Consider the following 26,128-nt stretch of genomic DNA (forward strand, 5'->3'; position numbering starts at 1 on the left):
TGTGGACTAGTCCGGCATACAGGGACCGTTTGATGACCACACAAGCTAAAGAACGCGGTTTGCAGGAACTTCGCTCCGTCCGGGCACAAAGTCGCGGCCTTTACTGGACCGTTGCGGTGTTCAGTTTTTTCGTAAACCTTCTGATGCTCACCGGACCGCTCTATATGCTGCAAGTGTATGATCGGGTGCTGGGAAGTGGCTCTCGGGAAACGCTTTTTGCTTTGTCGCTTCTGGTGATGTTCCTCTACGGCCTGATGGGGCTGATCGATTTTGCCCGCGGCCGGATCATGGCCCGTGTTGGAGCGCGGTTTCAGGATGCCTTGGATCAGCGGGTCTTTGATGCGTCTCTGCGCCGGGCGTCGCTGGGAAAATCTACCGGCTCGGAAACGGCGCTTCAGGATCTGGAGTCGGTGCAACGGCTGTTGACCTCACCGGTTTTGACCTCTGTCTTTGACATGCCCTGGGCGCCGCTGTTCTTTTTTGGCATTGCCCTGTTCCATCCCTGGTTGGGGCTGCTGGCCATCGTTGGCGGCACAATGCTGATTCTAGCCGCTGTGTTTAACCAACTGGCCACCCGACGCCATAACGAGCGCATGCTGGCCGCGACCCATAACGCCAACCGCATGTCGGCGCAGTTGCAGTCCGAGGCAGAGCTGGTCTCCGCTCTTGGCATGCGCAATGCGGCTTTTGAGCGTTGGAAAACCGTACGCCGCATGTCGCTTCAGGAAACCATGAACACCGCGGACGTGGGCGGTGGCTTTACCACCTCGATCAAAACGTTCCGCTTGTTTCTACAATCCGCCATGCTGGGACTCGGTGCTTATCTGGTGCTGGAAGGCGAAATCACCCCCGGTGCCATGATTGCCGGCTCTATCTTGTTGGGCCGCGCGCTGGCGCCAATCGAATTGGCCGTGAACCAATGGGCTGTCGTGCAACGCGCGCGCAAAGGCTGGAACAGCCTTGCGGAGCTTCTGGGCACGGTGTCGCCAGTACAGCCGCGCACCGAATTGCCCACACCGGCGGCCAAGCTGCAATTGCAACAGGTCACCATCGTGCCCCCAGGCGAGTCACAAGCCACATTACGGATGATGGCCTTTGACGTAAATCCCGGCGAAGCAATTGGCGTGATTGGCTCGTCCGGTGCCGGCAAATCCACTTTGGCCAAGGCAATTACCGGCGTGTGGCGCCCTGCAGGTGGCAAAATCCGCCTCGATGGGGCCTCGCTGGAGCAATACGATCCGGCCGCACTGGGCCGCTACATTGGCTATCTGCCACAGCGCGTGGAACTGTTTGACGGCACCATTGCGGAAAACATCGCCCGTCTGGAAAAAGACGCGCCAGCTGAAAAAATCGTCGCCGCCGCCCAAAAAGCGGATGCACACGAAATGATCCTGAAGCTGCCGGATGGGTACGAAACCCAGGTCGCCGCCCACGGCGGGCGACTGTCCGGTGGGCAGCTACAGCGTATTGGCCTTGCGCGCGCGATGTATTCCGATCCCGTGATCCTGGTGCTGGATGAGCCGAACTCCAACCTCGATAACGAAGGGTCCATGGCGCTCAACGCCGCGATCCGGAACATGAAACGTGAGGGCAAAAGCGTGCTGATCATGGCGCACCGCCCGGCTGCCATTCAGGAATGTGACAAGCTCTTGGTGGTGGAACAGGGCCAGAAACGTAGCTTTGGTCCCAAAGACGAAGTGCTCAAGGAAGTGCTGCGCAACCACAATGAGGTCCGCAACTCTATCGGTCCGGGAGGCGTACAATGAGCACAGAGAAAGCATGGAGCGCGCGCAAGCCGCTGTGGATTGGCGGCATTGCGCTAGCAACCTTGGTGATTGGCTTTGGGGCCTGGGCCGTGGGCACAGAGATCGCCGGGGCCATCGTTACCTCCGGCCGGGTTGAGGTGGACCGTAACCGTCAGATCGTGCAGCACATTGATGGCGGCGTGGTCACGGACATCAAGGTGGAGGAAGGTGACCGCGTCGAGCCGGGCCAGATCCTGATGCAGCTCGACGAAGCCGAACTTACGCTGGAACTCACCGTGACCGAAGGCCAGCTTTGGGAGCTTATGGCCCGCCGTGGACGGCTCGAAGCGGAACGCGACGAAGCGCAGGACATTGTCTTTGACCCCGCCTTGGTGGAGATCGCGGAAACCTCGCAAGAGGCCGCTGGCTTGATGACAGGTCAAAGCCGCCTGTTTGCCGCCCGCGCCGACACGCTCAACAAAAACCTCGATCAATTGGCCAAGCGCAAGGCGCAAATCCAAAGCCAGATTGTTGGCATCGACGCCCAAAATGTCGCCCTCACACAGCAGCTTGATCTGATTAAGGCGGAACTCAAAGACCAGCAGGCGCTGCTTGACAAAGGCCTTGCGCAAGCCACCCGCGTTCTGGCGCTACGCCGCGAAGAGGCCAACCTCGCTGGCCGCGTAGGTGAGTTGCAGGCCAATCGCGCACAGGCTGAAGGGCGCGTCACTGAAATTGAAATCGAGGCTTTGGCACTCGGCAGTTCGCGCCGCGAAGAGGCGATAACAACGCTGCGGGACCTGCGCTATCGTGAGTTGGAGCTGTCTGAGCGTCGCCGTCACTTGATTTCGAAAATTGAAAACCTCGACATCCGTGCCCCGGTGGCCGGTCTGGTTTACGGCCTACAGGTGTTCGCCTCCCAATCGGTCATCCAACCGGCTGAGCCGCTGATGTACATCGTGCCTCAGGACCGCCCGCTGGTCGCGGCAGTACAGGTGCCCACCATTCATGTGGATCAAGTCTATCCGGGCCAGTCTGTCACCCTTAAATTCTCCGCCTTTGATCAACGCACAACGCCTGATCTGGAGGGCAGCGTGGTGCATGTCTCAGCAGACGCCTTTCAGGATGATCAAACCGGTGGGTCCTTTTATAAGGCGGAAATTGAATTGCTAGACGGCGAAGTGGAAAAACTGCCGGCCGAAGCCTCGCTTGTGCCGGGCATGCCTGTGGATGCGTTTTTCCGCACGCGGGACCGAACCCCTTGGGAGTATCTCACCAAGCCTTTGACCGATTATTTCGTCAGAGCCTTCCGAGAAAGCTGAGCCTGCATTTCACGCTTTTCAATTCCCATTTCGCGGTCTAGCGTCAGCGCAAACATCGCATATGGAGAGCACGTGATGAGCGCGATCGAAGCACGCCTGAAAGAACTGGGAATTACACTGCCGGACGTGGCCGCCCCTGCGGCCAACTACGTGCCTTACGTGGTTGTGGGCGACATGGTCTATGTCTCCGGTCAAATCTCGATGACTGAAGCAGGGTTCACCACTGGCAAAGTCGGTGCAGACCTGACTACTGAGGAAGGCGTGGCCGCCGCGCGCACTTGCGCGGTGGGCCTTTTGGCTGCCCTGAAAGCGGCCTGTGGCGGGGACATTGATCGTCTGGTGCAGGTGGTCAAGCTGGTGGGCTTCGTGAACTCCACGCCTGACTTCACCGATCAACCGAAAGTCATCAACGGCGCATCCGATTTTATGGTGGAGGCGCTGGGCGACAAAGGCCGCCATGCCCGGTCTGCGGTCTCTGCTGGCTCCTTGCCGTTTGGCGTGGCCGTGGAAATCGAAGGCATCTTCCAGATCGCCTGACATGCTCGACAAACGGTTCTTTGATGCGCCCATCGCGCATCGGGCCCTGCATGACGTCACTCAAGGCCGCCCGGAAAACAGCCGGGCGGCCATTGAGGCGGCCATAGCGCAGGGTTTTTGCATTGAAATTGACCTGCAACTGTCCGCCGACGGTGTGGCCATGGCCTTCCATGACTACCAATTGCAGCGCCTGGCCGACGCCAAGGGGGCCATTCGCCAACACACGGCAGCGGCGCTGGGCGCGATTCCGTTGATTGGCGGGGATGAAGGCATTCCCACCTTCGCCGAAGTGCTTGACCTGATCGCAGGCCGCGTGCCGCTGTTGGTGGAGTTTAAGGACCAAGACGGCATCATGGGGCCCAATGTCGGCACGCTTGAAGCCTCTGCTGCTGAGGCTGTGCAGGGGTACGCCGGCCCCTTGGCCTTCATGTCGTTCAATCCAAATAGCGTGGCTGCCTTGCGCGATCTTGCCCCTGATGTGCCCCGTGGTTTGACCACCGATCCCTTCCGAGACGAGGACTGGCCGCTCCTGCCTGAAGCGGTCCGCGCCCGCCTGCGTGCGATCCCGGATTATGACGACGTTGGCGCCTGTTTTATCAGTCATAGTGTTGATGATCTGCAATCGGCCGAAGTTGCACGACTCAAGGCGCGCGGTGCCAATATCCTGTGCTGGACTGTGACGTCGGCCAAGCAGGAGCAAGCGGCACGCCAGATCGTCGACAACGTCACTTTTGAAGGCTACGTGCCAGAGGGCAGCTAGAATTGGCTGCCCTAAAAGTGATTTGTCTCGCGCCCACCATCGTAGCAGGTACACTACTGACAAGGAGGCGCGCGCATGGACGGTGATCCAATTGAAATCACATTGCATCAGTCGCTGGAGACCGTTTCCGCGGCCGATTGGGACGCCTGCGCCGACCCTACGCCAAACGGCACCGGGCGCGCGGAAAACCCCTTTGTCACCCATCGCTTCCTGCGGGCGCTTGAGGAAAGCGCCAGTGTCGGCTCCGGCACCGGCTGGCTGCCCCGCCACCTGACCGCCAAAGCGGGTGGCGAGGTCATCTCCGTCGCGCCGATGTACATCAAACAGCACAGCCAGGGCGAATACGTCTTTGACCACAATTGGGCCCACGCCTACGAACAAGCAGGCGGGCGCTATTACCCGAAACTGCAAACCGCCGTGCCGTTTTCCCCCGTCACAGGCCGCCGCCTGATGACCCGCCCCGGCTGGGAGGCCACGGGCCAATCCGCGCTAGTCCAGGGCATGGTGCAGGTCGGCACAGACAATGGCCTCAGCGGTGCGCACATCACTTTTTGCACCGAAGAGGAGGCGCAAAACGGTCAGGAGATGGGCCTGCTCTATCGCACCGGGCAACAATTCCACTGGCTCAATAACAATTACGTCAACTTTGACGCATTCCTCGCCGCACTCTCCTCCCGCAAACGCAAAAACATCCGCAAAGAGCGCAAACAGGCGCAGGCCTTTGGCGGCACCATCACCTGCCTGACCGGCGAGGACATCAAGCCGCACCACTGGGACTCCCTGTGGCGGTTTTACCAAGACACCGGCGCGCGCAAATGGGGCACGCCTTACCTGACCCGTGCCTTCTTTGACATCCTCCACCAAACGATGCGCGACGACACGCTGCTGATCTTTGCGGAGTGCGACGGCACCCCCGTGGCAGGCGCCATGAACATGATTGGCAGCGACACGCTCTTTGGCCGCTACTGGGGCTGCGTCGAACACCACCCGGCATTGCACTTCGAATTGTGCTATTATCAGGCAATGGACTGGGCCATAGCGCAGGGGTTGGCCTCGGTGGAGGCGGGCGCACAAGGCGAGCACAAACTGGCGCGCGGCTACCTGCCGGTGACCACCCACTCGCTGCACTGGATCCAGGACCCAGGGTTTCGCGACGCTATAGATCGCTACCTCCAAGAGGAGCGTGAAGCGGTCAGTCAGGATGTCGAAGTGCTCACCAACTATGGCCCGTTCAAACGCGGCAATGAGGAGGACCACGAATGACCGAAAAACTCAGTCAGGCCGCCCGCGATGCGGTCATGGAGCCGCTGTTGCAGACCGGCTGGACCTATTGCGACGACCGCGACGCGATCCGCAAATCCTTTGAGTTTGAGAACTTTGTAGAGGCCTTTGGCTGGATGACCAAAGCCGCCATCTGGGCCGAGAAATGGAACCACCACCCGGAATGGTCCAACGTTTACAAAACTGTAGACGTGTCTCTAACCACCCATGACGTGGGCGGTCTATCCGCTTTGGACGCCAAATTGGCGCGCAAAATGGATGTCTTGTTTGGCGAGGCCTAAAGGATAGGCCTGACACGCTCGCGCAGCACGTCAGGCCTCATATCAAAAGCTTACAGAGCGGCAACCATGGTCTCACCCGCGCTGATCTCGCAGGTGCCCGGCGCCTCTTCGACGTTCAGGATCTTGAACTCGCCGTCTTCGATCATCGCCGCATAGCGCTTGGAGCGGTTCACAAAGCCAATCGCTGGTACGCTGAAGTCCAACCCCATCGCGGTGGTCAACTCGCCGGTTGGGTCTGCCAACAGGGTCACTCCTGCGTCGGCCGCGTTGTGCGCTTTGTCCCAAGCATCCATCACAAATGGATCGTTGACCGACACACAAATCACCTCATCTACGCCTTTGTCTTTCAGCGCATCCACATTGCGCATGAAGCTTGGCAAATGCGCGCTGCTGCACGTCCCGGTGAACGCCCCTGGCAGGCCGAACAGCACAACCTTGCGGTCTTTGGTCAGGCTTTCCACCGACACCGGTTCCGGCCCTTCTGCACCAATCTTCATCAACGTGCCTTCGGGGATTTTGTCTCCGATCGAAATACTCATTTGTGATACTCTCATTGCGTTTCCCTGAACCTGCGATATAGGCTCGCCAGCGGCTAAGACAATGGGTTTGAGGGAGAGTGACGTGACGCACATTGTTGTGATCGGAGCGGGGCAGGCAGGCGCGGCCTGTGTGGCCAAATTGCGCGCCAAAGGCTTTGAGGGCAAGATCACCCTGATCGGGGCCGAAACCGCCCCACCGTACCAACGTCCGCCGCTGTCCAAAAAGTACCTGTTGGGGGAAATGGACCTCGAACGCCTCTATCTGCGGCCAGAAAGTTATTACGCCGATCAAAACATCACCCTGCGCCTTGGCACGACTGTTCAGGCCATCGACACAACGGCGCAAACGGTCTCCCTAGCCGAGGAAATTCTCTCCTATGATCACCTCGTTCTGACCACCGGTGCGTCTCCCATTCGCCTGCCCGCCGCCATCGGTGGCGATCTCGACGGCGTCTACACCGTGCGCAACCTCGCCGATGTGGACTCTATGGCCCCGGAGTTTGCCAAAGACCGCCACGTGCTGATTGTTGGGGGCGGCTACATCGGTCTCGAAGCCGCCGCTGTGGCCGCCGCCAAAGGCCTCAAAGTCACGCTGGTCGAAATGTCCGACCGCATTCTGCAACGCGTCGCCGCCAAGGAAACCAGCGACTATTTCCGCGCGCTGCACAGCTCGCATGGCGTTGAGATCCTCGAAGGCACCGCACTGGAAGGCCTGGCTGGAGACGTCCGGGTGACCACCGCGAAACTCTCCGGCAACCGGGACCTGGCCGTGGACTTCGTGATTGTCGGCGTTGGCATCCGCCCTGATACTGCGCTGGCCGAAGCCGCAGGCCTGACCCTCGACAACGGCATCGCCACCGACGACCAAGGCCGCACCAGCGTGCCTAACGTGTGGTCCGCAGGCGACTGCGCCTCTTTCCCCTACAAAGGCACCCGCATCCGGCTTGAAAGCGTGCCCAACGCAATTGATCAGGCCGAAGTGGTTGCCGAAAACATCCTCGGTGCCGAGAAAACCTACGTCGCCAAGCCTTGGTTCTGGTCCGATCAATATGACGTCAAACTGCAAATTGCGGGCCTGAACACCGGCTTTGACACCATCGTCACCCGCGACAGCGGCGCAGGGGCCACCTCCTTCTGGTATTACCAAGGCGACACGCTTCTGGCTGTCGACGCCATGAACGCTCCGCGCGACTACATGGTGGGCAAGCGCCTGATCGAAAGCGGGAAATCTCCAGCACGTGACATGGTCGCCGACATGAACACTGACATCAAAGATCTGATGCGTCTCTAAGGAGCCTACATGCGGATCATTGGCGGAGAATGGCGGGGCATCGCGCTAGCGGCAGTGGGCAAAGGCGATCAGGGCAAACACCTGCGCCCCACTACAGACCGCGTGCGCGAAAGCCTGTTCAACGTGCTGCAAGGCGGCAAGCTGGGCAATCCCATCACGGGCGCCCGTGTGCTGGACCTCTTCGCAGGCACCGGCGCGCTGGGTTTGGAGGCAGTGTCGCGCGGGGCCACAACCGTGACCTTTGTGGACGATGGCCGCGTAGCCGGCGGCCTGATCCGCGACAACATCCGCAAAACCTGCGGCCCCACGCGGGCCAAGCTGATCAAAGCCGACGCCACCCGCCTGCCGCAAAACCCGGATGCGCCTTATGACCTGATCTTTCTGGATCCGCCCTATGGGAAGTCCATGGGGCAAAAGGCTTTGTCTCTGGCGTCTCAAAACGGGTGGATTGATCCAGATGCGTTGATCGTTTGGGAAGAGAACACGCCACAGGTGGCGCCTGAAGGATTCACGCAGCTGGACCAGCGCAAATACGGCGACACATGGATGACCTTTCTGGAGGTCTCAGCCCCTAACTGAGGGGAGCGAAACCCTCCCTCCAGAGGCTATCGACTCGACCGGACAAGCGTCGGGTGGCTTGAAGAAATTCATCTTCCCTGCGTAAATTTGTGACAATCATGCTGACGTAATTGAGGTTTTTGTCTCCCCGCGTCGTATGTGTGGTGTTGGGTAATAAATATTTAAAATCAATCCACTAAGTGTTGATTGGTGAAGCTGACAATTAAAATTGTTGACAGAAATCATACCGGCTTAAATAGTTCGTCTAGTCACCGAACTAAAGGAGGCCCGCGTGTCTTTTTCAGGAAATGTCTCCCGACAGCTGTCGATGAGCACCATTGTGCAAGCGATCACCAGCTACGCGCCGATTTCTAGAGCGTCGATCGCAAAGATGACCGGCTTGTCCAAGCAAACGGTCTCCGAGATCATGGCGCAGCTTGAAGAAGACGGGCTGGTGCAAACCGTTGGTCAGACCGAAGGCCATGTTGGGCGGCGCGCGGTCGTGTATGAAATCAACCCGCGCGCCGCTCTGGTTGCCACGGTGGATCTTGGCGGCACCAAAGTACGCGTCGCCATCTGCAATCTGGTGGGCGAAGTGGTGGCCGAAACCGTTGCCCCAACGGTCAAGGACGGTGGCGTTGCGGTCACAACCCAGATTGCCGACCTGATCCGCGAGCTGGCCACAAACCACGCCATCGACCCACAGACCATCCGCACCGTTGTGGTTGGCGTGCCTGGCGTACCACAGCCGGACGGCACCATTGCCTTTGCCCCCAACGTGCCCGGCGTGGACAAAATCCACTTTGCCGACACCCTGTCCGACTCCGTCGGCGTGGAGGTTATTGTCGAAAACGACGTGAACCTCGCAGCCCTCGGCGAGCATTGGATGACCAAGCGCGGCGACACCGACGATCTGGTCTATGTCTCCATCGGCACCGGCATCGGTGCCGGGCTGGTGATCGGGGGCAACCTCGTGCGCGGGGCGTCCGGCGCAGCGGGCGAAGTGGGTTACCTGCCGTTTGGGGCTGATCCTTTTGATCCCGAAAGCCTGCGGGTGGGCGCGCTGGAGCGTGTGTCTGCCACCCAGGCGCTGATTGCGCATTATCAGGAACAAACCGGCAAGGCGCTTGGCGTGCCGGAAATCTTTGATGCCGCACTGGCAGGTGATGCGGCGGCACAGGCCTGCCTTGAACGCGCTGCCAAAAACATCGCGCTGGCGATTGGTGCCATTGCCGCAGTGGTCGACCCGTCTTGCATTGTCATCGGCGGCTCCATCGGCGCCCGCAGCGAGTTGGTGGCCTTGATCGAGCCCATTCTGCGCAAATGTTTCCCCGGGGCGATCCCAATTGAAAACACCATTCTGGGCAATCACGCCGCCTTGGCCGGGGCCACCTCCATCGCCCTGTCACGCCTGCACGTAGCGCTGTTCACCGGCGGCCTGAAAGGCGCGGAGATCCAAGTGCCACCGCCCGCGCTGCAAACCTTTCAGGAGGTCACCACATGAGCGATGCGCTTGTGAACACCCTGAAGGACTTGCAGGATCGGGACGCGGACATTGCCCTCCTGAAATCCGCCCTGCGCCACGAAAGTGTGACCGGCAACGAGGCCAATTTTGTCTCGTTCCTGCAGTCGCAAATGGCGGACCTAGGCCTCGCACCGCGCTCCGCAGATTTCCTGCCCGGTCGCCCAAATATTTGGGGCGTGCGCAAAGGCTCTCAAACAGAGCCGGGGCGCAACCTCATGTTCACCGGCCATACCGATACCGTGCATGTGCGTGGCTGGGCCGACCATTGGGAAGATGATCCGCGCAATGATCCTTTTGGCGGGGCCATTGTCGATGGCCACGTCTGGGGCAGGGGGGCCTGTGATCTCAAGGGGGGCATATGCGCCGCACTCGCAGCTTTGCGCCTGCTGGACCGCGCTGGCATCACCCTCGCAAACGACCTCAGTTTTGCCTTCATCGGCGATGAGGAAAGCGGCGAGGTCGGCACCGGTGTCAGCGCGGGTGCTAAGGACCTGACGCACCGCATCCTATCCGGCACCGTGCCCAAGCCTGACTTTGCCGTCTATGTCGAGCCCACCAAGCTGGACGTGTACACCGCGCAAATCGGCTTCTTCATTGCAGATGTGAAAATCACCGGCAAATCCGCCTACTTTGGCACCCCGGACGAAGGCGTCGACGCGCTCAAGGCCACCCATAAAATCCTGTCCGCCGTCTGGGCGCACAGCGACGAACTGCGCAGCCAGCCGCATCATGATCTGGTTGGCCCCTCAGATGTGCTTGTGACCCATCTGTCCGGTGGCGGCTACATCGCTGTTCCTGGCGAGTGCAGCTTCTCTGTCATCCGCAAACTCCGCCCCGGCGAAGACCTATCCGAAGCCGTGATCGCCTTTGAAAGTGTGGTGCGCGGGGCCGACATCGACCCATCCATCGAGATTTCTTTCGACTATCCAGCGGGACGCGACCATCCCAAAGGCGGCTCTCCGGTCGAGATCGACCGCAACCACCCCGCCGCCGCCATGCTGCAATCCAGCCTCAAGGACACCGGCGCAACTGGTGGCGACATTGGCGGCGCGCCCTACTGGTCTGAATCCCCATTCTGGGTCGACCAGCTTGGCTGTCCAACCGTTTACTGCGCCCCCGGCAACATCGCCGTGGCCCATACATTTGAGGAGCGCATCTCGATTGATGCCTACCTCGATGCCGTGAGGGCCTACGCCCTCTTCATGACCCGCTTCTGTGGCGTGGTCGAACCCTAGTTATGTTTTTTGTGGGAGGAAAACATGAAATACTTCAACATCGTAGCGGCTGCGTGCCTGTCGGTGGCTTCGGCTGCCGGCGCGGAAACCATTGGTCCAAACGGCGAAGCGGCCACCGCCTCGACCGCTGTTCAGGTCAGTGACGATCACCTCGCCGCGCTCAAGTCCGGCAATCACAGCGCCGCGCTTTTGTGGCATGATCAATCCGATTTTGTGAACGCTGTTACCGCGGGTGCTAGCGACGAATTTGAACGCCTTGGCATCAAAGTTGTCGCCACCGCCTCAGCCGGTTTTGACGCCGCCAAACAGCGCAGCGACATTGAAACCGCGATGGCCAAAGAGCCCAGCATCATTCTGTCCTTGCCATTGGACCCGGTGACCTCCGCAGCGGCCTTTGAAGAGGCCAAGGAAAACGGCGTGGCGCTCAGCTTCCTGTCCAACGTGCCATCCGGCTATTCCCATCCGGCAGACTATGCCGCCATTGTGACCGACGATCTGTTCCAGATGGGCAAGCAGGCCGCAGATGCGTTGGCTGCCTCTATGGGTGGCTCCGGCACCGTGGGCTGGATCTATCATGACGCGGACTATTACGTGACCAACCAGCGTGACAACGCGTTCAAAACCACCATTGAAACGGACTATCCGAATATCGAGATTGTGGCGGAACAAGGCATCAGCGACCCGGCCCGCGCCGAGGAAATTGCCAACGCCATGCTGCTGCGCAACCCGGATCTGGGCGGCATCTTTGTCACCTGGGCAGGCCCTGCTGAAGGCGTCCTGGCCGCACTGCGCGCCAATGGAAACAAAAGCACCAAGATTGTGACTTTGGACCTGTCCGAGCCGATCGCGCTGGACATGGTCAAAGGCGGCAACGTGGTCGCGATTGTGGCGGATGAAGCTTATGAGCTTGGCCGCGCCATGGCCGCCTCCGCAGCGCTTGATCTGCTGGGCGAAGAGGTGCCTGCCTTTGTTGTGGCCCCGGCCATCACCGTGACCGCAGACAACGTGCAAGATGGTTGGCAGAAGTCCCTGCGCGTGGACGCACCGGCCAGCCTGAGCAAGTAATCTCCTCTCTGTCGCTGGACCATAGGTGATCCCTTTTCACACTGGTCTGGCGGCAGGTCTCGCCTATCTCGTGGCCCCTGCGCGTATATGCGTGCATCGGCTGCTCCCCGACGTTCTCCTCCGGCGCGTACAACGGCCCTGCTTTGCTGCGGGATGTCGCTCTTGACGCGTCCGGTGTGGTAGCTCTTCTATCTGAAAGATCGACATGACCCGCGTCTCTTCTCGACTGCAAGGATTGGATTTCCAACAAGCGGTTGTCTACTTTGGCTTCCTTGCCATCTTCCTGTTTTTTGCGGTGACCCTCTATGACGATGGGTTCCTGACCCAGCGCAATCTCACCAACATCGTGCTGCAAACTGCGCCTGCCACTATCATGGCTGTGGGCTTGGTCTTTGCGCTCTCCGCTGGCGAAATTGACCTCAGCTTCGGCTCCATTGTGGCCGTCTCCGCGCTCTCTTGCGCGGTCGCCTTACAAAGCTTCCCCATGCCGGTTGGTGTCTTGGTGGGCTTGGGCGTTGGCGTTGCCATTGGCGCGTTTAACGGCGTCTTGGTGGCTTACCTCAAGCTGCCCTCGTTCCTTGTGACCCTCGCCACTATGGGGCTGTTTGCAGGCATCGCCCGCTCCATGACCAACCTGCGCTCCGTGCCGGTGATGAACGACACCTTCACCGGCCTGTTTGGCTCCGGCAAGCTGTTCTCTGTGCCATCTTTGGTGATCTGGACCTGCCTTGGCGTGGGCATCGGCCATCTGATCTACCGCCACACCCGTTTTGGTGCCCATGTGCTGGCTACCGGAGACAACCCACGTGCGGCGCAAGTGTCTGGCATCAAAGTGGCCCGCGTGCGGCTGTATGTGATGATGATCTGTGGCGGCTGCGCTGGTCTGGCAGGGCTGCTCTATGCAGGTCGGCTTCAAGCTGCCAAGTACACCCTTGGCGAAAGCGACCTGATGACTGTGATCGCCGCCGTGATTGTCGGCGGCACTGCGCTCAACAGCGGCAAAGGCTCGGTTGTGGGCGCGCTGTTGGGTTCGCTCCTGATGGGCATGCTCAACAACGGGCTGATCCTTATGAACCTCAAAGTTTCGGACCAAATGATTGTGCGTGGCTTGATCATCCTGATCGCTGTTGCCGTCTCGCTCCGCGACACCTCGCGTTAAGAAAGGACACCTCATGTTCCTGAAAACACTGATTGACCGAAACCCGCGCTTCATCGAGGCCGCCATGGCCTTGCACCAAGCCGGGGAAATTCCGCCCAACTCTTATGTGATCGACCTCGACCAAGTCGAAGCCAACGCACGGTTGTTCTCCGAAGAGGCCGCTAAATACGGCTTGAAAACCTTTGCCATGACCAAGCAGGTCTCCCGTCACTCCGGCTTTTGCGCCGCCGTGATGCGCGGCGGTATTGATCGCTCTGTTGCGGTCGACATGGACTGCGCCATCGCCTGCCACCGTGCCGGTTTGCGCACCGGCCATCTGGGCCATCTGGTGCAAGTGCCTCAGCGAGACGCAGGCTATGCCGCTGCGCATTTGAAGCCCGACTACTGGACCGTCTTCACCATGGACAAAGCCCGCGAAGCTGCCCAAGCAGCGTCCGAGGCTGGTCGCGTGCAAAACATCCTCGCGCGGATCCAGACCGGCGGCGACACCTTCTATCGCGGCCACGAAGGCGGCTTCGCTGCCGAAGACATTGTGAAAATCGCCGACGAGATCGACGCGCTCGACGGCGCACGCTTTGCCGGCATCACCACCTTCCCGGCTCTCCTGTTTGATCTCGACAGCAATTCGGTGAAACCCACACAAAACCTCGCCACACTGAGCGAAGCGCTGAAAGCCTTGGCCGACGCCGGTCGGACTGACATCGAAGTCAACGCACCAGGCACCAACTCCATGGCGCTCTTGCCTGCCCTGGCCGAGGCGGGCGCCACGCAGGTCGAACCCGGCAACGCACTGCACGGCACCACGCCTCTGCATGCGGTGAAGGATCTGCCTGAAGGTCCCGCTGTGTTGTACCTGAGCGAAGTGTCTCACCAGCACAAAGACGAAGCTTACTGCTTTGGTGGCGGTCTCTACATTGACCCGGTGTTCCCGGCCTACGACGTGCAGGCGTTGGTCTCCGCCACGCCGACTTCTGCGCCGGACGCGCTCTACAAGGTTGACATCCCTGAGTACAAAGCCATCGACTACTACGGCATGATCAACACCAAAGACCGCCCTGTACCCAACACCGGCGACACAGTGGTGTTTGGCTTCCGTGGTCAAAGCTTTGTCACCCGTGCCAATGCTGTCAGTGTCTCCGGCGTCGCGTCCGGCACGCCCAAAGTCACCAGCATCGAAAACATCTTTGGCCAGCCCGTCGACCGCCACGAGGGGTATTCCGCATGAGTGATCAAGAAGTACTTTCCCTCACCAACATCCACAAAGCCTTTGGCGGCGTGGTGGCCATCGAAGACTTTTCCCTGAACTTGAAAGCGGGTGAGGTGGTCGCGCTGGTGGGCGACAACGGCGCGGGCAAATCCACGCTGATCAAGATCATCTCAGGCGTTTACACACCTACATCTGGTGAAATTCTGCTGGATGGCGAGGCCGCTGACATCCGCGACGCCTCCGCCGCTCGCGCCAACGGCATCGAGGTGGTTTATCAGGATCTCGCGCTGGCGGATCAGCAACCGGTCTACATGAACATGTTCTTGGGGCGCGAGCTGACCAAAGGTCCGCTGAACCTGCTGGACAAGGCCCGCATGCGCCAGGAAACGCAGGACCTTGTGGACGAGCTCGACGTGCGCATCCCCTCGGCCAGCTCCACCATCAGCGATCTCTCCGGTGGTCAACGCCAAGGCATCGCCATCGCCCGCGCCACACACTGGGCTAGCAAACTGGTTTTGTTGGATGAACCCACGGCAGCGCTTGGGGTTGCGGAAACCGCACGGGTGGAGGCGCTGATCGAACAGCTGAAGGCCAAAGACCTCGCCATTCTCATCATCAGCCACAGTTTGGATCAGGTGTTCCGCCTGTCTGACCGCATCTGCGTCTTGCGGCGCGGCAAGCAAATTGGCGTGCGCGACACCAAATCCACCGACAAGAACGAGATTGTCTCAATGATCACGGGCGTCGCGTAAAGCGGCAAAAACCACCACTCATTTCCCATACCAGGGCGCTCCCGTGCCCTGGCACCTGTCCTCGGCCCCTATCAGGCTGAGGACTTTGTTTTTTGCAAGGAAGGTTACTTCCAGGTGGGGTGATACAGCCCCGCCTTGGAGAGCGTAAAGATATCCACGCCATCTGCGGTCACGCCCACGGAATGCTCAAACTGCGCCGACAAGGATTTGTCGCGCGTCACCGCTGTCCAATCATCCGCCAGCACTTTGGTTTCCGGACGGCCCATGTTCAGCATCGGCTCAATGGTGAAGAACATGCCTTCTTCCAGCACTGGCCCGCTGCCCGCGCGGCCATAGTGCAGCACGTTGGGCGGCGAGTGAAACACTCGGCCCAGACCGTGGCCGCAGAAGTCGCGCACAACGGACATGCGCTGGCGTTCCGCATAGGTCTGGATCGCATAACCGATGTCGCCAAAGGTGTTGCCCGGTTTGACCGCCTCAATGCCCAGCATTAGCGCATCATGGGTCACCTGAATGAGCTTCTTGGCAAATCCCTTAGGCTTGCCCGCCACATACATACGGCTGGTGTCGCCATACCAACCATCAACCACCACGGTCACGTCGATGTTCAGAATATCCCCATCATGCAGCTTGTCGTCTTCGCGCATCGGGTCTTCCTTGCGCGCGCTGGTCTCTTTGTTCCACTTCGGGATCGGGCTGCCGGGAATACCATGGCAGACCACATGGTTCACACTGATACAGCTTGCATGCTGATAGCCGCGATAGCCAATGGTGGCCGAGGTCGCGCCAGCGGCATTGACCTGCGCTTCGATCAGCCGGTCCAACTCCGCAGTGGTTTGACCGGGAAACACGTGCTCTGCGATGTCATCCAGAATCTGCGACGCCAAAGCCCCGGCCTTGTGCATGCCGGCATGATCCTCTGGCGAATAGAGGTCGATGCTGTCGCGTGTTTTGCGGCGTTTGCCGATCATTTGGAGTGCTCCGTCACGTAAGGTTTGCGGCTATGTAAGCGCAATTTCTTAAAACTTCTAGGGCTTAGGCACACCACCTTCTGTCACGCACCGTCAAAGGAAAAGGGCAGGGGGCGGCCGATGGTGATCTCCGTTGGCGAAATGTCACAGCCGTAGGCCAGCACCTTCACGCCCGCCGCTTGGGCGCGCCTGAACGTCTCGGCATAGGTCGGGTCAATGTCCGGAGCCAAGGTGACACGTGTTGCATCTGTGCGCTGCACCAGATAGAGCATCATCGCGTCATGCCCTTCGGCGATCATCGCCATCAGCTCTTCGAGGTGCTTTGCACCCCGCGCGGTCACACTGTCCGGAAACTCCGAAACGCCATCTGCGCGACTCAATGTCACCGACTTCACTTCCAAATAGAGGTCCTTGCGCCCTTCGCCAGACAGCAGGAAATCAATCCGGCTGTTGCTACCGTATTTCACCTCTGGCCGCACGGTTTCATAGTCTGCCAGTTCCGGTATCTCATGCGCCAACAACGCGGCTTTCAAAGCGCGATTGGGAACCGAGGTATCGACCCCAGTGAAATGCCCGTTCTCATGTTCCACCAACCGCCAGCCGTATTTCAGCTTCTTTTTGGGATCATCGTTGGGTTCCAGCCAGACTTTGATGCCCTCATCCTTCAACCCCATCATCGAGCCGGGATTGGCACAATGCGCGGTCACTTCGCGCCCATCTTCTAGGCGAACATCTGCGAGGAACCGCTTGTAGCGGCGAAGTAGCACGGCGGGAACGAGAGGGGTTTGAAAGCGCATGGCACAGGCCTATACCTGCGGTGAGTGACTGACAAGGACATGAGACCATGGCAAACCCAACCGCAGCCATGCTGGTGATTGGCGATGAAATTCTTTCCGGCCGCACCCGCGATGCCAATATGCATTTCTTGGCTGGGGAATTGACCAAACATGGCATCGACCTGACCGAGGTGCGTGTGGTTTCTGATAATGCTCCGGCGATTGTCACAGCGGTGAAGCAACTTTCAGGTGCCTACGAGCACGTCTTCACCTCCGGCGGCATTGGCCCAACCCATGATGACATCACCGCCGACTGCATTGCCGAGGCTTTTGATAAACATATCGACGTGCGCGCCGACGCCGCCGCGCTGTTGCAGGCGCACTACGACAACGCCGGGCAGGAGTTCAACGAAGCGCGCAAGCGCATGGCCCGCATCCCGGACGATGCCACGCTGATCGACAACCCCGTGTCTGTCGCGCCGGGCTTCCGGCTGGAAAACGTCTACGTCATGGCAGGGGTGCCATCGGTATTCCAAGCCATGGTGGCCAGCGTTCTGCCAACCCTGACGGGTGGCGCGCCTCTGCTGAGCCAAACTCTGCGGATAGAGCGCGGCGAAGGTGACATCGCGGGCCCGCTGGCAGATCTCGCAACCGAGTTCTCCGACCTTTCCATCGGCTCCTACCCCTATCAACGCAACGGGGCTTATGGCTCCAACATCGTTATTCGCGGCACCGACGGTGCGCGGATCGATGCGGCGATCACCAAACTCTCCGGCCTCTTCGCATGACCTCTAACGTCTCGGCGCACACCCTCTATGACGTGATCGACGGCACCTGGCCTGCCGCCGCGACCCATAGTTGCGGGTGTTTCACCCTGCGCGACGGTCAGGGCGGTGGCAAACGGGTCTCTGCCGCCACGTTAAGCGGCGACCTTGTGCTGGACGACATCGCCGCGGCTGAGGCAGGCATGCGTGCCCTCAACCAACAACCGCTTTTTCAAATCCGTGAAGGTGACGCGGAGCTGGACGCCGCTCTGGAGGCGCGCGGGTATGAGATCGTCGATCCCGTGACCATGTACGTCATCCCGGCCAAGGACCTCGCGACTGAACGCCCGCCGCGCACTGCAGCCATCCCTGCATGGGAGCCGCTGCAGATCATGAAAGAAATCTGGGCGCAGGGCGGCATGGACCTCGTCCGTTTGAACGTCATGGGCCGCGCCCCTATGCCCAAAACCGGCTTTGTGTCCCGCTGGCAGGACAAGCCCGCGGGCGCATCTTTCCTTGGCCTGCACAACGGCATCGGCATGGTGCACGCGCTGGAAATCCTGCCGTTCCAACGCCGTCAGGGCGTCGCCCGCTTCTTGATGCAACGTGCCGCCTTCTGGACGCTAGAGAACGGCGGAACCCACCTGTCGGTCATTTGTGTCACTTCGAACGCAGCGGCAAATCGGCTGTACTCTTCCCTCGGTATGACCGTTGTGGGAGAGTACCACTACCGGTGCAAACCCACCGATTAAGGGAGGCCAACGTGGCAGATACAAGCAAACCAACCGCGCTTAACATTCCAATGATGGACCCGCTTCCGCCGGAGACCCAGCGCTACTTTGACATCTGCCAGGAAAAGCTTGGCATGGTGCCCAATGTGCTCAAGGCCTACGCCATCCATGCCGACAAGCTGAACGCCTTCACCGCGCTCTACAACGACCTCATGCTGGGCGACAGCGGCCTCACGAAACTGGAGCGCGAGATGATCGCCGTGGTGGTCAGCGCGATCAACAAATGTTTCTACTGCCTCGTCGCCCATGGCGCCGCCGTGCGTCAACTCTCCGGCGATCCGGCGCTGGGCGAGATGATGGTGATGAACTGGCGCGTGGCCGATCTGGACGCCCGCCAATACGTCATGCTGGCCTTTGCCGAGAAAATGACCACCGCCTCTGCAACCATCGAAGAGACCGACCGCCAGGGCCTGCGCGATGTGGGCTTCACCGATCAAGACATCTGGGACATCGCCAATGTGGCTGGCTTCTACAACATGTCCAACCGCGTTGCCTCCGCCACCGCCATGCAACCCAACGCAGAGTACCACGCACTCGCAAGATGAAATCCGGCACGCTCATAACCTGGCTCCTCCTGTGCCCAGCCGCCAGCTGGGCCTTTGAGCCGCGTTTTGAAACGCCGGGGCAGCTTTTGGGCGAAGACATTCAGCCGCAAAACGTGTTGTCTCTCGCGCTGTCACCAGCAACCGATGGCACGGTGCCAACCATTCCCGTGGCTGGCACTCTGCGCAAACGCAGCTGGCGCTTCTCCAGCGGCTTTCCCGGCACCGGCAGCGTCAATGCCGCGCTTGCGGCCCAATTGCTGGACGACGGATACGACCTGATTCTGTCCTGTGACGCTGCAGGCTGTGGCGGGTTCGACTTCCGCTTTGGCATTGACGTGCTCCTGCCGCCGCAGATGTTTGTCGACCTCTCCGACTACTTCTACCTCTCCGCCCGCCGCGAAACCGACCAAGGCCCCGAAGCTGTCGCCGCCCTTGTCAGCCGCACCGCTCAAGCTGGAATGGTTCAGCTCTACGACATCCGGCCGGACAGCGTTCCTGCGCCGGAGCCCACCGAACCCAGCGCGCCGTTCGATCCGCCCAAAGTCGAAGAGCAGACGCAGCCCGCCGTCGTGCCGGAGGTGACCACAGCTGTCACCGCTCCAGAAACTGCCACCGACATTGCCAAAACCCTGGCCCAATCCGGCCATGTGGTTCTCAGCGATCTGTCCTTTGAAACCGGCGCGTCCAGATTGGCCGACACGGAGTTTGCCTCGCTCGCCGCCTTGGCCGCGTTCCTTAAAGCGGATCCCAACCGCCGCATCGCGCTTGTCGGCCACACCGACAGCAAAGGCTCGCTGGCGGCCAACACCAGCGTTTCGCAAAAACGCGCCTCCGCCGTGCGCAACCGGCTAATCAACACCCACGGCGTGCCGAGAGCGCAGGTCGAAGCCCAAGGCGCAGGCTACCTCGCCCCCATTGCCACAAACCTCACCGAGGAAGGCCGCACGCGCAATCGTCGGGTTGAGGCGGTGCTGCTGTCTGGCAGCTAACGGCTGACGCAGAGTCGCCCGCACACAAGACCATTGCACCCGATTCGCCGCTGCAATAGGCTGATCCCATGGCCATCTGCATCCTGTACAAACCTGCCAAACGCACACGCCCCCGCTACTACCGCGTGGAAATTGCCATGAACCTGTTTGAAGAGGTCTCTGTCCTGCGCGAATGGGGCGTCGCCGGTGGCAAGGGGCGCAGCATGGTGCGCATCTTCAGCAACCTGCGCGACGCATCCTTGGCCGCGGATCAATACCGCCACGGCGCCCAAAAACGCGGGTATGCGCGGGGGTAGAACTCCACGTTTAAGTCTCCAACCATTTCCTCAAAGTATGCGGATTCCGGGCTCTCTCAGACTTGCTGGCTGCGAATCCGTTAATTAGTGAGCATCCAAAAAATGTCGTATCGAACTTATATCGCGGCAAGCCGCGCCGCTTATGTTGCGGGGATTGAAGCGGGCATCGCGCCCCAAGAGCTTCGGGCTCATACAGGTGTGATGGGGGAGGCCTTTGTGGCCGACTATCTGGGTGTAAAGCTGACGCCTGAGAATAATCAGCGCGGTTTCGATCTGGTTGATAAGAATGGCCTCCGAGTTTCAGTCAAAACAATTACAACGAGTACTGGTGCTGGTCTCAACGAGAACACCATTGATCTTGTTGATCGAGTGATTGTCGTTTGGATCGATACACACGAGGACGAGTTGGACCTTACGGTCGTTTACGACAAGAGTGTTGAGGCGTTTCTTGCCGACGCGGCCGCGCCTTATCGTGGGGTTTTGAGGCTTGGCAAAGGAGTGATGACGTTTCCGCAACGCGCTCAGACTGCCAGTAAGTTTGAAGTCGGCGAAGTCGAAGATACATTTGAAGATGGAGATGTCGTTATTCGAAAACACACAACAGGCTCATTCACCGCCCTAGTCAAAGGGGAACCGCAACCTGCCCGCCAATACCTTTTGGAAATACGGGATCGGATGAATCTGCCCGATAAGAGCACAAACACAACGCGTTCGCTTGGTGCACAGGTCTTTGGAAGTAAGTCGCGTTCATAGGCACCAGTCTGCTGCGTTTATTGATAGTAGCCCCCCAAACAAAAAAAACCGCCCCACCGGACGGTCTCCTCAATCTCGTAAAAACCTAACAACCCTTAGGCCACCTTGTCTTTGAAATCCTCGTGGATGAACTTGCAGTCACAATAGGGGCATTCCACCCAGCCATGCTCGTTCGGGATTTGCAGATACACGCGCGGGTGGCCCATCGCCCCCTCACCGCCGTCACAAGACACTCGGTAGCTTTCCACAATCTTGGTTTCTGGGGCTTCAATCGTCATCTGCGATGTCCTTCATGGCTTCGGAGAGGTTCTCCAATGGCGGTGTTTTCTGGCGGCTGCGGTTGAGCTTCACGTCCGCTTTGGTTAGGGCAAATAATAGGCATTGCGCGGCGGGGAGCAAGAGTGGCCATGACCAACAACGCGATTGAAATCCGTGGGTTGCAAAAGACCTACAAAGGGGGGCGCGGCGCGCCTGCCAAACACGCGCTCAAAGGCGTGGATTTGACCGTGCCCGCTGGCAAGATTTTTGGCCTGCTTGGCCCCAATGGCGCGGGCAAATCCACCATGATCAACATCATGGCCGGTCTGGTGACCAAATCCTCCGGCACGGTGAAAATCTGGGGGTTTGATCAGGACGAAAACCCGCGCCAATCCCGCGCGGCCATTGGCGTGATGCCACAAGAGCTCAATCTCGATCCGTTCTTCACGCCCCGCGCGGCGCTGGAAGTGCAGGCCGGTCTCTACGGCGTGCCCAAACATCAGCGTCAGAGCGACGAAATCCTGCGCATGGTGGGCCTGTCGGACAAAGCGGAGGCCTACGCCCGCACACTTTCCGGCGGGATGCGGCGTCGTCTCTTGTTGGGCAAAGCGCTGGTGCACCACCCGCAGGTGCTGGTGCTCGATGAACCCACCGCAGGCGTCGATATCGAGTTGCGCCAGATGCTCTGGTCCAACATTCGCCGCCTCAATGAAGAGCGCGGCCTGACCGTGATCCTGACCACCCATTATCTCGAAGAGGCCGAGGAGATGTGTGACGAGATCGCCATCATCAACCACGGCGAAGTTGTTGCACGCGACAGCACTTCTAACCTGCTGGGACAGGTGGACAGCAAATGTATGGTGATTGATCCGGTGGCCCCGGTGGAAACCCTGCCAACTGCGCCCGGCATCGAAGTCACCCGTCGCGGAGACGGCCGCATCGCGCTGACCTATCAAGCGCGCGAAACCTCTGCCGAAGATGTGCTTGGCGCGGTCCGCGCCGCTGGCATCGCCATCGCCGACGTGAAAACCGAACAGGCGGACCTGGAAGACGTCTTTTTGCAGCTCACCAAATCGGCCTAAGCCAAGCGGGTAGGGCGGCCGCACACCGCCCCGGCCTTAGATTTCTTCCACCGCCATCACGCCCTCAACCGACTTGAGCGCGCTTTTGATCTGCGGGTTCACCGGGAAGCCCGCGCCCGCATCGATTTCCACCTCGCCGGGCAGTTCCATGTTGGTCAGGCAAAACCAGATCGGCCCTTTGGGCATGTTCTTCATGGTCTCTTTCGCGCCCTCAAGGATGTTGGCCACTGGCCCCACCGCGCTGGCGTCATCGAGGTAGATCTTTAGCCCCGAGTTGCCCGCATCCGCGACAATGGTCTCCACCGGCGTCATGCTCTGCGCCAGCAGCTTCAACTGATCACTCTCCATCTCGGCCTTCACGGTCACCACCACCTTGGAGCCGGTCTCTAGGTGTTCGCGGCATTTCTCCAACGTGTCCGAGAAGATCGTGACCTCATAGGCCCCGGTTGGGTCGCTGAGCTGCGCAAAGGCAAAGCGATTGCCCCGCGCCGACTTTCGCTCTTGTCGCCCAGACACCCGCCCGGCGAGCTTGGCCACACACGGCCCGCCCCGCGCCTTGTCGGTCAACTCATCCAGCGTCATCACGTTCTTACGTTTGAGCGGGGCCATGAAGTCTTCAAGCGGGTGGCCCGACAAGAAGAAGCCAATCGCCTTGGCCTCTTCATCGAGCCGCTCCGCCTGCAACCAATCCCCTGCCGGTGACAAACGCGGCTCCGGCAAATCATCCCCCGCCTCGCCAAACAGCGACACCTGATTGGAGCTCTTCTGCTCATGGATCGCGGCGGAGTAATTCACCAGCCCATCCAGGCTTTCCATCACCCGCCGCCGGTTGTTGTCGAGCTGATCAAACGCGCCGGACCGCGCGAGCATCTCCAAAGGCCGCTTGCCAACCTTCTTCAAATCCACCCGGCGGGCAAAATCAAACAGCGTCGCAAACGGCTTGTCCACGCCATCCACCTTGCGCCCCTCGGTCACCAGCTTCATCGCCTCAAGGCCGACGTTCTTCAACGCCCCCAGCGCATAGACCAGCGCGCCGTCGACCACCTTAAACGTCGCATCCGAGCGGTTTACACAGGGCGGCACATAAGGCAGTTTCAGCGCCTTTTTCACCTCTTCAAAATACACCGCCAGCTTGTCCGTTAGGTGAATATCGCAGTTCATGACGCCCGCCATAAACTCCACCGGATGGTTCGCCTTCAGCCACGCGGTCTGGTAACTCACCACCGCATAGGCTGCCGCGTGCGATTTGTTAAAGCCGTAGTTCGCAAACTTCTCCAGAAGGTCAAACACCTCCGAAGCTTTCTTCGCCGGCACGCCGTTCTCCGCCGCGCCTTTCTCAAACTTCGGACGCTCCGCGTCCATCGCTTCCTTGATCTTCTTACCCATCGCCCGGCGCAACAGGTCCGCGCCGCCAAGCGAATAGCCCGCCATGACCTGCGCAATCTGCATCACCTGTTCCTGATACACGATGATGCCCTGGGTCTCTTCCAGAATGTGGTCAATCAACGGGTGCACGGACTCAATCTCGCGCAGCCCGTTTTTCACCTCACAATAGACCGGGATGTTCTCCATCGGACCCGGACGATAGAGCGCCACAAGTGCAACGATATCCTCGATACAAGTCGGCTTCATACGCTTCAGCGCATCCATCATGCCGGTGGATTCCACCTGGAACACCGCCACGGTTTTGGCCGCTGAGTAGAGCTTGTAGGTCGGCTCATCATCTAGCGGGATGGCGTTGATCTGGTTCTCCGCACCGTCGGCTGGCTTATAGAGTTCGGTCCCATCTGCGGCCACATGCAACGGCCGCCCCGAGCTGTGGATCTGCTCAATCGCGTTTTGAATAACCGTCAGGGTTTTGAGACCCAAGAAGTCGAACTTCACCAGGCCGGCCTGTTCCACCCATTTCATGTTGAATTGGGTCGCCGGCATGTCAGAGCGCGGATCTTGGTAGAGCGGCACCAAGGCATCCAAAGGCCGGTCGCCAATCACAACCCCCGCCGCGTGGGTCGATGCGTTCCGCAACAGCCCCTCAACCTGTTGCCCATAGGTCAGCAGCCGGTCCACCACCTCTTCGTTTTTGGCCTCTTCGCGCAGGCGTGGCTCTTCTTTCAAAGAGTCTGCGATGGACATCGGCTTCACGCCTTCCACCGGGATCAGCTTGGAGAGCCGGTCCACCTGACCATAAGGCATCTGCAACACCCGCCCGATGTCGCGCACCGCCGCCTTGGACAAGAGCGCACCAAAGGTGATGATCTGCCCCACCTTGTCGCGCCCATATTTCTCCTGCACGTATTTGATCACCTCTTCGCGGCGATCCATGCAGAAGTCGATGTCAAAGTCCGGCATCGAAACCCGTTCCGGGTTCAAGAAGCGTTCAAACAGCAGAGAGTAGCGCAGCGGATCAAGGTCGGTGATGGTCAGCGCATAGGCCACCAGCGAGCCCGCACCAGACCCTCGCCCAGGCCCCACCGGAATGTTGTGGTCCTTGCCCCATTGGATAAAGTCCGCAACGATCAGGAAGTAGCCGGGGAACCCCATGCCCTCAATGATGCCCAGCTCAAAATCCAGCCGTTCCTGATATTCTTCGACTGACACGGCGTGTGGGATTACCGCCAGACGGGCCTGCAAGCCTTCGTTGGCAATCCGGCGCAGTTCCGCAACCTCATCATCGGCAAACTTCGGCAGGATGGGGTCGCGCAAATAGGTGGCAAAGGCACAGCGTTTGGCAATCTCGACCGTGTTCTCAATCGCTTCAGGCAGATCCGCAAACAGCGTGATCATCTCTTCCTGCGATTTGAAATAGTGCTGTGGAGTCAGACGGCGGCGCCCGTCCTGTTGATCGACATAGGCCCCTTCGGAAATACAGATCAGCGCGTCATGCGCCTCATACATGTCCGACGTAGGGAAATAGACGTCATTGGTCGCGACCAGAGGCAGATCCATGGCGTAGGCCATCTCGATAAACCCGCGCTCTGTCAGCCGCTCCGCCTCCGGTGCGCCGTTTTCGCCGGGATGGCGTTGCAGCTCCACATACAGCCGGTCGCCAAAAATCTCCTTGAGCCGCGTCATCATCGCTTGGGCGGCGGCATGTTGACCGTCGCGCATCATGCGGCCCATTGGCCCATCCGGCCCCCCGGTCAAACAGATCAACCCAGCAGAGCGCTCCGCCAGTTCTTCCATCGTCACTTGCGGCAGCTGCCCGTCATTGTCCACATAGAGACAGGACGACAGTTTCATCAGGTTCTCATAGCCTTCTTCACGCTGCGACAGCAGCACGATGGGCGCAGGCTTTGGCGGTGCGGTCCGTCCTGACGGATCATCATGCGGCATATGCATGTCGACCTGACAGCCCACAATCGGCTGAATGCCCGCGCCCTGCGCGGTGACAGAGAACTCCAACGCAGCAAACAAGCTGTTGGTGTCGGTGATCGCCACCGCTGGCATGCCCATGTCGGCACACATGCCGGGCAGCTTTTTACAGCGCACCGCCCCTTCGAGTAGGGAGTATTCGGTGTGGGTGCGGAGGTGGATGAATCGAGGCGCGTTGGTCATCCGCCAAAACTATCTCAGCCCCGGATGATAGGAAACTGCCCTCGGCTTCATTTGGCCAAAAATATCCCGGGGGAACACCGCCCACGGAGTC

General features: G+C 59.8%; 26 protein-coding genes. 21 read left to right on the top strand and 5 right to left on the bottom strand.

Annotation, left to right across the window (positions count from 1 at the left end):
- Positions 1-32 precede the first annotated feature (32 nt).
- The 6 genes from MK208_RS09115 to MK208_RS09140 all read left to right on the top strand — a co-directional run bounded on the left by MK208_RS09115 (position 33) and on the right by MK208_RS09140 (position 5,926).
- Positions 33-1,766, top strand: coding sequence for a type I secretion system permease/ATPase (locus MK208_RS09115; protein ID WP_294116079.1), 1,734 nt, complete (start codon positions 33-35; stop codon positions 1,764-1,766).
- Positions 1,763-3,067 (top strand): HlyD family type I secretion periplasmic adaptor subunit, encoded by a 1,305-nt coding sequence (locus tag MK208_RS09120; protein WP_294116080.1) that lies wholly within the window; start codon positions 1,763-1,765, stop codon positions 3,065-3,067. Before MK208_RS09115 ends, MK208_RS09120 begins: the two co-directional genes overlap by 4 nt.
- A gap of 75 nt (positions 3,068-3,142) precedes the next feature.
- Positions 3,143-3,604: a RidA family protein gene (locus tag MK208_RS09125; RefSeq protein ID WP_294116081.1), complete on the top strand. Its 462-nt coding sequence runs from the start codon at positions 3,143-3,145 to the stop codon at positions 3,602-3,604.
- 1 nt (position 3,605) lies between these two features.
- Positions 3,606-4,364, top strand: coding sequence for a glycerophosphodiester phosphodiesterase family protein (locus MK208_RS09130; protein WP_294116082.1), 759 nt, complete (start codon positions 3,606-3,608; stop codon positions 4,362-4,364).
- Positions 4,365-4,439: 75 nt separating this feature from the next.
- Positions 4,440-5,627, top strand: a complete 1,188-nt coding sequence (locus MK208_RS09135; RefSeq protein ID WP_294116084.1) for a GNAT family N-acetyltransferase — start codon at positions 4,440-4,442, stop codon at positions 5,625-5,627.
- Complete coding sequence (locus MK208_RS09140) at positions 5,624-5,926, top strand: 4a-hydroxytetrahydrobiopterin dehydratase (RefSeq protein ID WP_294116086.1); 303 nt, start codon at positions 5,624-5,626, stop codon at positions 5,924-5,926. The genes MK208_RS09135 and MK208_RS09140 overlap by 4 nt, the downstream gene beginning before the upstream one ends.
- A 50-nt stretch (positions 5,927-5,976) precedes the next feature.
- Here MK208_RS09140 and MK208_RS09145 read toward each other — a convergent pair whose 3' ends face one another.
- The gene (locus tag MK208_RS09145; protein WP_294116088.1) at positions 5,977-6,465 is read right to left on the bottom strand and encodes a peroxiredoxin; all 489 of its coding nucleotides are present in this window, start codon (positions 6,463-6,465) and stop codon (positions 5,977-5,979) included.
- An 82-nt stretch (positions 6,466-6,547) separates the two neighbouring features.
- On the opposite strand from MK208_RS09145, the gene MK208_RS09150 reads away from it, so the two are divergent.
- From MK208_RS09150 to MK208_RS09185, 8 genes are all read left to right on the top strand, one after another.
- Positions 6,548-7,756: an FAD-dependent oxidoreductase gene (locus MK208_RS09150; protein WP_294116090.1), complete on the top strand. Its 1,209-nt coding sequence runs from the start codon at positions 6,548-6,550 to the stop codon at positions 7,754-7,756.
- Positions 7,757-7,765: 9 nt separating this feature from the next.
- On the top strand, positions 7,766-8,335 hold the full coding sequence (gene rsmD, locus MK208_RS09155) for a 16S rRNA (guanine(966)-N(2))-methyltransferase RsmD (protein ID WP_294116091.1): 570 nt from the start codon (positions 7,766-7,768) through the stop codon (positions 8,333-8,335).
- Between the two features lie 307 nt (positions 8,336-8,642).
- Positions 8,643-9,818, top strand: a complete 1,176-nt coding sequence (locus tag MK208_RS09160; RefSeq protein WP_294116092.1) for an ROK family transcriptional regulator — start codon at positions 8,643-8,645, stop codon at positions 9,816-9,818.
- Complete coding sequence (locus MK208_RS09165) at positions 9,815-11,074, top strand: M20/M25/M40 family metallo-hydrolase (RefSeq protein WP_294116093.1); 1,260 nt, start codon at positions 9,815-9,817, stop codon at positions 11,072-11,074. Before MK208_RS09160 ends, MK208_RS09165 begins: the two co-directional genes overlap by 4 nt.
- Before the next feature lie 24 nt (positions 11,075-11,098).
- Complete coding sequence (locus MK208_RS09170) at positions 11,099-12,139, top strand: substrate-binding domain-containing protein (protein ID WP_294116094.1); 1,041 nt, start codon at positions 11,099-11,101, stop codon at positions 12,137-12,139.
- A gap of 205 nt (positions 12,140-12,344) precedes the next feature.
- Positions 12,345-13,298, top strand: a complete 954-nt coding sequence (locus MK208_RS09175) for an ABC transporter permease (RefSeq protein ID WP_294116096.1) — start codon at positions 12,345-12,347, stop codon at positions 13,296-13,298.
- Positions 13,299-13,311: 13 nt separating this feature from the next.
- Positions 13,312-14,523 carry an alanine racemase gene (locus tag MK208_RS09180; protein ID WP_294116098.1) on the top strand — a complete coding sequence of 404 codons (1,212 nt, stop codon included), beginning with the start codon at positions 13,312-13,314 and terminating at the stop codon, positions 14,521-14,523.
- Positions 14,520-15,257, top strand: a complete 738-nt coding sequence (locus tag MK208_RS09185; protein WP_294116100.1) for an ATP-binding cassette domain-containing protein — start codon at positions 14,520-14,522, stop codon at positions 15,255-15,257. The genes MK208_RS09180 and MK208_RS09185 overlap by 4 nt, the downstream gene beginning before the upstream one ends.
- A gap of 104 nt (positions 15,258-15,361) precedes the next feature.
- On the opposite strand, the gene map is transcribed toward MK208_RS09185, so the two are convergent.
- Positions 15,362-16,228 (bottom strand): type I methionyl aminopeptidase, encoded by an 867-nt coding sequence (gene map, locus MK208_RS09190; RefSeq protein WP_294116102.1) that lies wholly within the window; start codon positions 16,226-16,228, stop codon positions 15,362-15,364.
- A gap of 83 nt (positions 16,229-16,311) precedes the next feature.
- Positions 16,312-17,025 (bottom strand): DNA/RNA nuclease SfsA, encoded by a 714-nt coding sequence (sfsA, locus tag MK208_RS09195; RefSeq protein ID WP_294116103.1) that lies wholly within the window; start codon positions 17,023-17,025, stop codon positions 16,312-16,314.
- A 47-nt stretch (positions 17,026-17,072) separates the two neighbouring features.
- On the opposite strand from sfsA, the gene MK208_RS09200 reads away from it, so the two are divergent.
- From MK208_RS09200 to MK208_RS09225, 6 genes are all read left to right on the top strand, one after another.
- A complete protein-coding gene (locus MK208_RS09200; RefSeq protein WP_294116104.1) occupies positions 17,073-17,792 on the top strand; it encodes a molybdopterin-binding protein in 720 nt (239 codons plus the stop codon).
- Complete coding sequence (locus tag MK208_RS09205; RefSeq protein ID WP_294116105.1) at positions 17,789-18,520, top strand: GNAT family N-acetyltransferase; 732 nt, start codon at positions 17,789-17,791, stop codon at positions 18,518-18,520. Before MK208_RS09200 ends, MK208_RS09205 begins: the two co-directional genes overlap by 4 nt.
- Before the next feature lie 11 nt (positions 18,521-18,531).
- Complete coding sequence (locus MK208_RS09210; protein WP_294116106.1) at positions 18,532-19,104, top strand: peroxidase-related enzyme; 573 nt, start codon at positions 18,532-18,534, stop codon at positions 19,102-19,104.
- The gene (locus MK208_RS09215; RefSeq protein WP_294116108.1) at positions 19,101-20,093 is read left to right on the top strand and encodes an OmpA family protein; all 993 of its coding nucleotides are present in this window, start codon (positions 19,101-19,103) and stop codon (positions 20,091-20,093) included. Before MK208_RS09210 ends, MK208_RS09215 begins: the two co-directional genes overlap by 4 nt.
- Before the next feature lie 68 nt (positions 20,094-20,161).
- The gene (locus MK208_RS09220) at positions 20,162-20,389 is read left to right on the top strand and encodes a WGR domain-containing protein (RefSeq protein ID WP_294116109.1); all 228 of its coding nucleotides are present in this window, start codon (positions 20,162-20,164) and stop codon (positions 20,387-20,389) included.
- An 87-nt stretch (positions 20,390-20,476) separates the two neighbouring features.
- Positions 20,477-21,142, top strand: coding sequence for a hypothetical protein (locus MK208_RS09225; protein ID WP_294116110.1), 666 nt, complete (start codon positions 20,477-20,479; stop codon positions 21,140-21,142).
- A gap of 95 nt (positions 21,143-21,237) precedes the next feature.
- Here MK208_RS09225 and MK208_RS09230 read toward each other — a convergent pair whose 3' ends face one another.
- Positions 21,238-21,420, bottom strand: a complete 183-nt coding sequence (locus MK208_RS09230; RefSeq protein WP_294116111.1) for a zinc-finger domain-containing protein — start codon at positions 21,418-21,420, stop codon at positions 21,238-21,240.
- Between the two features lie 129 nt (positions 21,421-21,549).
- On the opposite strand from MK208_RS09230, the gene MK208_RS09235 reads away from it, so the two are divergent.
- Positions 21,550-22,482, top strand: coding sequence for an ABC transporter ATP-binding protein (locus tag MK208_RS09235; protein ID WP_294116112.1), 933 nt, complete (start codon positions 21,550-21,552; stop codon positions 22,480-22,482).
- Positions 22,483-22,518: 36 nt separating this feature from the next.
- Here MK208_RS09235 and dnaE read toward each other — a convergent pair whose 3' ends face one another.
- Positions 22,519-26,037, bottom strand: coding sequence for a DNA polymerase III subunit alpha (gene dnaE, locus MK208_RS09240; RefSeq protein WP_294116113.1), 3,519 nt, complete (start codon positions 26,035-26,037; stop codon positions 22,519-22,521).
- Between the last annotated feature and the right edge of the window lie 91 nt (positions 26,038-26,128).

Origin of the sequence: Shimia sp. (assembly GCF_022448905.1) — a bacterium.
Taxonomy (GTDB): Bacteria; Pseudomonadota; Alphaproteobacteria; order Rhodobacterales; family Rhodobacteraceae; genus Shimia.

Bases quoted from the DNA above. Each gene is read 5' to 3' on its own strand.
- MK208_RS09125 (WP_294116081.1), top strand. From the start codon at position 3,143: ATGAGCGCGATCGAAGCACGCCTGAAAGAACTGGGAATTACACTGCCG.
- MK208_RS09185 (WP_294116100.1), top strand. From the start codon at position 14,520: ATGAGTGATCAAGAAGTACTTTCCCTCACCAACATCCACAAAGCCTTT.
- map (WP_294116102.1), bottom strand. From the start codon at position 16,228: ATGATCGGCAAACGCCGCAAAACACGCGACAGCATCGACCTCTATTCG.
- MK208_RS09220 (WP_294116109.1), top strand. From the start codon at position 20,162: ATGGCCATCTGCATCCTGTACAAACCTGCCAAACGCACACGCCCCCGC.
- MK208_RS09200 (WP_294116104.1), top strand. From the start codon at position 17,073: ATGGCAAACCCAACCGCAGCCATGCTGGTGATTGGCGATGAAATTCTT.
- MK208_RS09130 (WP_294116082.1), top strand. From the start codon at position 3,606: ATGCTCGACAAACGGTTCTTTGATGCGCCCATCGCGCATCGGGCCCTG.
- MK208_RS09135 (WP_294116084.1), top strand. From the start codon at position 4,440: ATGGACGGTGATCCAATTGAAATCACATTGCATCAGTCGCTGGAGACC.
- MK208_RS09170 (WP_294116094.1), top strand. From the start codon at position 11,099: ATGAAATACTTCAACATCGTAGCGGCTGCGTGCCTGTCGGTGGCTTCG.
- MK208_RS09205 (WP_294116105.1), top strand. From the start codon at position 17,789: ATGACCTCTAACGTCTCGGCGCACACCCTCTATGACGTGATCGACGGC.
- MK208_RS09145 (WP_294116088.1), bottom strand. From the start codon at position 6,465: ATGAGTATTTCGATCGGAGACAAAATCCCCGAAGGCACGTTGATGAAG.
- sfsA (WP_294116103.1), bottom strand. From the start codon at position 17,025: ATGCGCTTTCAAACCCCTCTCGTTCCCGCCGTGCTACTTCGCCGCTAC.
- MK208_RS09160 (WP_294116092.1), top strand. From the start codon at position 8,643: ATGAGCACCATTGTGCAAGCGATCACCAGCTACGCGCCGATTTCTAGA.
- MK208_RS09175 (WP_294116096.1), top strand. From the start codon at position 12,345: ATGACCCGCGTCTCTTCTCGACTGCAAGGATTGGATTTCCAACAAGCG.
- MK208_RS09115 (WP_294116079.1), top strand. From the start codon at position 33: ATGACCACACAAGCTAAAGAACGCGGTTTGCAGGAACTTCGCTCCGTC.
- MK208_RS09165 (WP_294116093.1), top strand. From the start codon at position 9,815: ATGAGCGATGCGCTTGTGAACACCCTGAAGGACTTGCAGGATCGGGAC.
- rsmD (WP_294116091.1), top strand. From the start codon at position 7,766: ATGCGGATCATTGGCGGAGAATGGCGGGGCATCGCGCTAGCGGCAGTG.
- dnaE (WP_294116113.1), bottom strand. From the start codon at position 26,037: ATGACCAACGCGCCTCGATTCATCCACCTCCGCACCCACACCGAATAC.
- MK208_RS09120 (WP_294116080.1), top strand. From the start codon at position 1,763: ATGAGCACAGAGAAAGCATGGAGCGCGCGCAAGCCGCTGTGGATTGGC.
- MK208_RS09230 (WP_294116111.1), bottom strand. From the start codon at position 21,420: ATGACGATTGAAGCCCCAGAAACCAAGATTGTGGAAAGCTACCGAGTG.
- MK208_RS09215 (WP_294116108.1), top strand. From the start codon at position 19,101: ATGAAATCCGGCACGCTCATAACCTGGCTCCTCCTGTGCCCAGCCGCC.
- MK208_RS09180 (WP_294116098.1), top strand. From the start codon at position 13,312: ATGTTCCTGAAAACACTGATTGACCGAAACCCGCGCTTCATCGAGGCC.
- MK208_RS09235 (WP_294116112.1), top strand. From the start codon at position 21,550: ATGACCAACAACGCGATTGAAATCCGTGGGTTGCAAAAGACCTACAAA.
- MK208_RS09140 (WP_294116086.1), top strand. From the start codon at position 5,624: ATGACCGAAAAACTCAGTCAGGCCGCCCGCGATGCGGTCATGGAGCCG.